General features: G+C 59.9%; 5 protein-coding genes and 2 pseudogenes. 4 read left to right on the top strand and 3 right to left on the bottom strand.

Annotated elements, in window-relative coordinates; genetic code table 11:
- Positions 1 to 213: 213 nt before the first annotated feature.
- Positions 214 to 1,077 carry a methyl-accepting chemotaxis protein gene (locus AC1DVH_RS24330; protein ID WP_477755967.1) on the bottom strand — a complete coding sequence of 288 codons (864 nt, stop codon included), beginning with the start codon at positions 1,075 to 1,077 and terminating at the stop codon, positions 214 to 216.
- Positions 1,069 to 1,824: pseudogene (locus AC1DVH_RS24325) on the bottom strand (MCP four helix bundle domain-containing protein); the annotation flags it as partial. The gene AC1DVH_RS24330 and the pseudogene AC1DVH_RS24325, both read right to left, overlap by 9 nt.
- A 289-nt stretch (positions 1,825 to 2,113) precedes the next feature.
- Here AC1DVH_RS24325 and AC1DVH_RS24320 point away from each other — a divergent pair.
- From AC1DVH_RS24320 to AC1DVH_RS24305, 4 genes and pseudogenes are all read left to right on the top strand, one after another.
- Positions 2,114 to 2,323 (top strand): hypothetical protein, encoded by a 210-nt coding sequence (locus tag AC1DVH_RS24320; protein WP_095943263.1) that lies wholly within the window; start codon positions 2,114 to 2,116, stop codon positions 2,321 to 2,323.
- Positions 2,320 to 2,622: a cell division protein ZapA gene (locus AC1DVH_RS24315; protein WP_007981180.1), complete on the top strand. Its 303-nt coding sequence runs from the start codon at positions 2,320 to 2,322 to the stop codon at positions 2,620 to 2,622. Before AC1DVH_RS24320 ends, AC1DVH_RS24315 begins: the two co-directional genes overlap by 4 nt.
- A gap of 100 nt (positions 2,623 to 2,722) precedes the next feature.
- Positions 2,723 to 3,796 (top strand): annotated as a pseudogene (locus AC1DVH_RS24310) (HAMP domain-containing protein); the annotation flags it as partial.
- An 18-nt stretch (positions 3,797 to 3,814) separates the two neighbouring features.
- Positions 3,815 to 4,660: a methyl-accepting chemotaxis protein gene (locus AC1DVH_RS24305; protein WP_477755966.1), complete on the top strand. Its 846-nt coding sequence runs from the start codon at positions 3,815 to 3,817 to the stop codon at positions 4,658 to 4,660.
- Between the two features lie 112 nt (positions 4,661 to 4,772).
- Here the strand turns inward: AC1DVH_RS24305 and AC1DVH_RS24300 are convergent, their stop codons facing one another.
- A complete protein-coding gene (locus tag AC1DVH_RS24300) occupies positions 4,773 to 6,575 on the bottom strand; it encodes an acyl-CoA dehydrogenase (RefSeq protein ID WP_477755965.1) in 1,803 nt (600 codons plus the stop codon).
- Positions 6,576 to 6,756 lie beyond the last annotated feature (181 nt).

Here is a 6,756-nt window from a genome sequence, read left to right as displayed (position 1 = left end):
GTGACCTGTCGGTGCAGTCGGCCACCGGGGCAAATCAGACGAGTGCGGCGAGCAATGAGCTGTCGCGCCTGGCGGTGGACCTGAACACACTGGTTGGGCGGTTTAGCCTTTAAGCTATAAAGCAAAAAGATCGCAGCCTGCGGCAGCTCCTACAGGAAAACACACATCCCTGTGTAGGAGCTGCCGCAGGCTGCGATCTTTTTGCTTTATAGCTTAAAGGCTAAACCGCCCAACCAGTGTGTTCAGGTCCACCGCCAGGCGCGACAGCTCATTGCTCGCCGCACTCGTCTGATTTGCCCCGGTGGCCGACTGCACCGACAGGTCACGAATGTTCACCAGGTTGCGATCCACTTCACGGGCCACCTGCGCCTGTTCTTCGGCGGCGCTGGCGATAACCAGGTTGCGCTCGTTGATTTCGACGATGGCGCTGTTGATGGTGTCCAGCGACATCCCGGCGCCGCGGGCGATGTTCAGGGTCGATTCGGCGCGTTCGGTGCTGTTGCGCATCGAGTCCACCGCGTGCTCGGTACCGCTCTGGATGCTGCCGATCATGCGTTCGATTTCGCTGGTCGACTGCTGGGTGCGGTGGGCCAGGGCACGAACCTCGTCGGCCACTACGGCGAAACCACGACCGGCCTCACCGGCGCGTGCGGCCTCGATGGCGGCGTTCAAGGCCAGCAGGTTGGTCTGGTCGGCCAGGCCACGGATCACATCCAGCACCTTGCCGATGTCGCGTGACTCGTTGGCCAGGTCGCCGATCAGGGTGGCGGTGCTCTGCACGTCGGCGCTCATGCGTTCGATGGCGCTCACGGTTTCCTGTACCAGGTCACGGCCGTCGCCGGCAGATGTGGTGGCGTTCTTCGACGCCTCGGACGTGCTGACCGCGTTGCGCGCGACTTCTTCCACGGCGCTGGTCATTTCGTTGACCGCCGTGGCGGCCTGTTCGATTTCGTTGTTCTGTTGGGTCAGGCCTCGGGCGCTTTCGTCAGTAACGCTGTTGAGTTCTTCGGCAGCGGACGCCAGCTGCGTGGCCGAGCCGGAAATGCGCTGCAGCGTGTCACGCAGCTTGTCCTGCATCTTCGACATGGCCAGCAGCAAGCGGCCGGCTTCGTCTTTGCCGTCGACGTTGATCGGGCGCGTCAGGTTGCCTTCGGCAATCTGTTCGGCGGCGCTCAGGGCGTTGGCTATCGGTTGGGTGATGCTGTTGGTCAGCAACCAGGCGAACAGCAACGTCAGGGCGGTGGCGATCACCAACAGGGAGATCACCAGGTTGAACGCCGAATCATACTGATCGGCTGCCTGCTGGTTAGTGTCGTGGCTCTGCTGGGTGTTGATCTCCAGCAGGCGGTTCAACACGGCGTTGATCGCTTCGGAGTTGTTGAGCAAATCGGTGTTGAGCAAGCTGCGCAGTTCGTCGACCTGATTGTTGCGCGACAGGGTCTTCATCCGGTCTTCGATCTGGCGGTACTGACCCAGCAGCTGTACGTATTGATCGTAGGCCGCACGTTCCTGCGGGCTGGCGATCAGCTTTTCGTAGGTCGCCTGGGCGGCGCGAATCTGCTGGTTACGCGTCTCCAGCAATTCCACGGTTTTCTGCTGCACGTCAGGCTCGCGATTCACCAGCAAACGGTAGGACAGCACGCGCAGGCGCAAGGTGAGCTGGGTGAACTCGTCCAGGCTCTTGATGCTCGGCACACTGTTGTTGGTGATGTTTTCGGCGGCGCCGCGGATCTTGCTCATCTGATTCAAGGAAAACACCCCCAGAACCATCATCAAGCCGCCGATCAGGGCAAAGCTGAGGAACGCCCGAGGGGCGATATTCATATTACGAAGGGACATGGCGATCACCGAAAATAGCGCATCCGTGCGGGGCTGAGGCTGCTGTATGGATGACTTATCGGTCGCCTGGCTGAAGTCTTGAGCCCCCCGTGTTTTAGCCGGTTGCACCTTGTGGCGACGAAGTGCAGGAACCAGATTGGCCAATCACAGTCTTTAAAACTCGCGAGGAAGGTCGCCCGTCAGCAAAATCAAGGCTTTGCGCCTGTATAACCCTGGCATCCAGGGTGACTTTTCTTTATCGTACGCGCCCTTTGAAAAAGCCCGGAAAATCAAAATGTTGGAAGCATCCCTAAGCCAATTGGAACAACTGGTCAGCGACCTGGTGCAACAGAACCAGAACCTGACCGCGGAACTGGCCCAGGCCAAAGATGAAAACGAAAGCCTGCAACTGAGCCTGATGGAACACGAAGAGAAGCAAGGCGCCACGGCGGCTCGCATTCAGGCCCTGGTTGAACGCGTCAGCGCAGGTCCTGTCAGCGCATGAGTTACAACGCCGCAGGGGTAAAAGTCGTCTCGATCCTGGGAGAGGACTATTCGATCAAGGCACCGGCCGGGGAAGAACAGACCCTGCTGGACGCCGCGATGATGTTGAAGGCAGCCCTGGCCGAAACCAAGAGGAAGTACCCGACGCTGATCGGTGACCGCCTGCTGGTGCTGGCGGCGATGAATCTGTGCTCCCAGCAGATCGAAATGCAGAAACAGCACAAGCTCGAACTCGACCGTTACCAAGAGCAAGTCAGCGCCACGGTTGAAGTGATCTCCAAGACGATCAATCAGGCCTGATCGGCTTTGCGCACAACCAAAGAATAGATTGTCGGTTGGTTTGTATACAATCGGCACGGCTGTTGCAGTGTTTCAGCCTCTTATTCTTTGGGGGTGCTCCATGCAGTTCTGGCGACGCAGTATTCAATGGCAGTTGATCCTGAGTATGGGCAGCGCCTTGCTGGTCAGTATTCTGATCGTGGTTGGCATCTATACCCTGGTGGTTAACCGCCTCGCCCAGAGCTATCTGGTCGAGCAAGCCTTGCCGTCGAGCATCGAAGCGATGCGCAACGACATCGAACGCATCCTGGTCCAACCGCTCACCGCCGCCAAGGACATCGCCAGCAACAGCATGGTGCGCGACTGGCTGGCAGGGGGTGAAGACGGTGCCCGGGCCAGCACCTTTACTACCTATCTCGAAGGCATCCGCGCCGAGCACAAGGCCTTTACCGCGATTATTGTCGGCACCGCGTCCAACCATTACTTCACCGAAAAAGGCCTGGACCGGACCCTCAGTCGTTCCAATCCGAAAGATGCCTGGTTCTACTCGTTCCTCGACAGCAACCAGCCGCGCACTCTCAACATCGATAACGACACGGCCACCGGAGAATTGGCGCTTTTCATCGACTTCAAAGTCGAGCAGGCCGGTAAAGTCGTGGGCGTTGCCGGGCTGGGCCTGAGCATGAAAGAGCTGTCGGAGCTGATCCACAACTTCAGCTTCGGTGAGCGCGGCAAGGTCTATCTCGTGCGTTCCGACGGTTTGATCCAGGTGCATCCCGAGGCGCAATTGAGTGGCAAACGAACTTTGACCGAGCAGATTGGTGCTACGGCGGCACAATCGGTGATGAGTCAAAAAGCTGCCACCAGCAGCGGCTTCCAGCGTGACGGTGAAGACCTCCTCGCGTTAAGCCTGCCATTGCGTGATCTCGGCTGGACCCTGGTGGCCGAAGTGCCGCAATCACAGATTTACGCCGAAGCCCGCCGCGCCATGTGGATGAGCAGTGGCATCGGCCTGGCGGTGGCGATTGTGTGCCTGCTGCTGGTGGTGTTGCTGGCCCGTGGGTTGGTACGACCGATTCGTCAGGTAACAGCGGCACTGGTGGCCATCGGTAGCGGTGGTGGCGATTTGACCCAGCGGTTAGATTCCAGCCGCGCCGATGAGCTGGGCGATCTGGCTCGCGGTTTCAATCGGTTCCTGGATAGCCAGCGCGACATGATCGGCGAAGTACTGACCACCAGCGAACGATTGCGTACGGCTGTGGGGCAAGTGGCCAGAGTTGTGGACAACACCGCCGAACGCTCCGGCCGCCAGCAGGAAATGACCGACATGGTCGCCACTGCGGTTCACGAAATGGGTCTGACCGTTCAGGAAATCGCCCAAAATGCCGGCAATGCGGCGGTCGCGTCGCAAACGGCTCGGGATGAGGCGATGCAGGCACGGGAAGTGGTGGGTGGCTCGATCCGGCATATTGAAAGCATGTCCGACGAAATCGGCGTCGCCGCCAGCGCTGTGGGTGAATTGGCGCATCAGGTGGCGTCGATCGATCAGGTGCTGGCGGTGATTCGCGGGATTTCCGAGCAGACCAACCTGCTGGCGCTCAACGCCGCTATCGAAGCGGCGCGAGCCGGAGACATGGGGCGTGGATTTGCCGTGGTGGCCGATGAAGTGCGCACCCTGGCGCGGCGCACTCAAGCCTCCACCGATGAAATCCAGCAGATGATCGGCAGCCTCAAGCAAGGTGCAGAAAACGCGGTGTCGTCGATGCATTCCGGGCAGGCCGCGACGGGCACGGGTGTCGAGTCGAGCCAGCGTACCGGCGCCTCGTTGACCGCGATTACCGGACAAGTGGAACGCATCAGCGATATGAACCATCAGGTGGCGACGGCGACGGAAGAGCAATCGGCGGTGACCGAAGAAATCAATCGCAACGTGCAGGGCATTTCCGACCTGGCGCGGGCGACGGCGGGGGAGGTCAGGGCTTGTCGGGATGATTGCCAGACGTTGCAGCGGTTGGCGGATGATCTGGCGCGGCAGATGGGTGGGTTTCGGTTGAATTAAAAGATCAAAAGATCGCAGCCTTCGGCAGCTCCTACATGTGGAATGCGTTCCTCTGTAGGAGCTGCCGAAGGCTGCGATCTTTTTTGTGGCCGTTACACCAATCTATACCTGATCAGAACCACTCATCCTGCATGCCCAGGCACACATCATCCCGAGCTTCAAGAATCGCCAGCTCATGGTGGCAACCCGGCACTTCCCACGTCAGGAAGTAGCGCGCCGCCTGCAGCTTGCCTTTATAGAAACTGACATCCGCCGCATTGCCCTTGGCTAAACCTTCTTCGGCACGGATCGCCTGCTCCAGCCAGCGCCAACCAATCACCGTGTGACCAAACACCTTCAGGTACAGCGCCGAGTTCGCCAGGCTGCTGTTGACCTTGCCTTGTGCCAGATCAGTCAGCAGGCCGATGGTCACGGTTTGCAGGCGCGCCACCAGCTTTTCCAGCGGTTCGCGCAGCGACGTCAGCGACTCAAACGCCTGGGCGCGCTCGGCGGTGTCGGCGATCAGGCGAATCAGCTGCTTGAGCCCCGCACCGCCGTTCTGCGCCAGTTTGCGGCCCAGCAGGTCCAGCGACTGAATGCCGTGGGTGCCTTCGTGGATCAGGTTCAGGCGGTTATCGCGGTAGTACTGTTCCACCGGGTATTCGCGAGTGTAGCCGTGGCCGCCGAGGATCTGGATCGCCAGTTCGTTGGCCTTCAGGCAGAACTCCGATGGCCAGGATTTGACGATTGGCGTCAGCAGGTCCAGCAGTTCATGGGCCTGCTTGCGTTCGGCTTCGGTCGCAAGGGTGGTGGTGTCATCGAACAGCCGCGCCGCATAAAGACCCAAGTCAAATGAACCTTCAACGTAAGCCTTTTGTATCAGCAGCATGCGTTTGACGTCAGCGTGCTGAATGATCGCCACCGGCGCGGTGTTCGGGTCCTTGCTGTCCGGCACGCGGCCCTGTGGACGCTCGCGAGCGTATTCCAGCGAATACAGATAGCCCGCGTAACCAAGCATCACGGCACCCATGCCGACGCCAATCCGCGCTTCGTTCATCATCTGGAACATGTAGCTCAAGCCCTGGTGCGGCTTGCCCACCAGATAGCCGACGCATTCGCCGTTATCGCCGAAATTCAGCGCGGTGGACGTGGTGCCCCGCCAGCCCATCTTGTGGAACAGCCCGGCCAGCAGCACGTCGTTGCGCTGGCCGAGGCTGCCGTCATCGTTGACCAGGAACTTGGGCACGATAAACAGCGAAATGCCCTTCACCCCGGCCGGCGCGTCCGGCAGCTTGGCCAGCACCATGTGCACGATGTTTTCCGACAGCGGGTGATCGCCGCCGGAGATGAAGATCTTGTTGCCCTTGAGGCGATAAGTGCCGTCGGGCGCCGGTTCCGCGCGGGTACGAATATCCGACAGCGACGAACCCGCGTGGGGTTCGGTCAGGGCCATGGTGCCGAAGAAACGGCCGTCGATCATCGGTTGCAGGAAGCGGCGCTTCTGCTCATCGGTGCCGAAGCTTTCGATCAGGTTGGCCGCGCCCATGGTCAGGAACGGGTACGACGTCGAAGCAGCATTGGCCGATTGAAAGTGCGCGAAGCAGGCCTGGGACAGCAGCGTAGGAAGCTGCATGCCGCCGGCGTCGAAACTGCGCCCGGCGTTGAGGAAACCGGCTTCGAGGAAGGCATCCACCGCCGGTTTCACTTCCGGAATCAGAATCGCCTGACCGTTTTCATAGCGCGGCTCGTTCTCGTCGCCCTTGCGGTTGTGCGGGGCGAAGAACTTCTCGGCGATGCTGCGGGCGGTGCCAATGGCCGCATCGAAGGTTTCGCGATTGTGCTCGGCGAAACGCTCACGCTGGGTCAGGCCCTCGGCATCAAGGACTTCATACAGCTCGAAAGCCAGATTGCGGGAACTGAGCAACGTCTCGGACATGGCGGCCTACCTTTTATTGGAGTGGGCCGAGTCTAGGCTTGGGAATAAAGACTGAACAGGATGATTGATCTTGGTGATGGAGAAGCAAAAGATCGCAGCCTTCGGCAGCTCCTACATTGGAATGCGTTCCCCTGTAGGAGCTGCCGAAGGCTGCGATCTTTTGATCTTGCTTCTAAAGCAC

This window comes from Pseudomonas sp. P4_C3, from assembly GCF_056402075.1.
The sequence above is the reverse complement of the archived record's forward strand: the minus strand, read 5'-3'. Positions and strand labels throughout refer to the sequence as shown.

Coding starts and splice junctions, on each gene's coding strand:
- AC1DVH_RS24330 (WP_477755967.1), bottom strand. CDS start 1,077: ATGCAGGACAAGCTGCGTGACACGCTGCAGCGCATTTCCGGCTCGGCC.
- AC1DVH_RS24320 (WP_095943263.1), top strand. CDS start 2,114: ATGTTGGAAGCATCCCTAAGCCAATTGGAACAACTGGTCAGCGACCTG.
- AC1DVH_RS24315 (WP_007981180.1), top strand. CDS start 2,320: ATGAGTTACAACGCCGCAGGGGTAAAAGTCGTCTCGATCCTGGGAGAG.
- AC1DVH_RS24305 (WP_477755966.1), top strand. CDS start 3,815: ATGATCGGCGAAGTACTGACCACCAGCGAACGATTGCGTACGGCTGTG.
- AC1DVH_RS24300 (WP_477755965.1), bottom strand. CDS start 6,575: ATGTCCGAGACGTTGCTCAGTTCCCGCAATCTGGCTTTCGAGCTGTAT.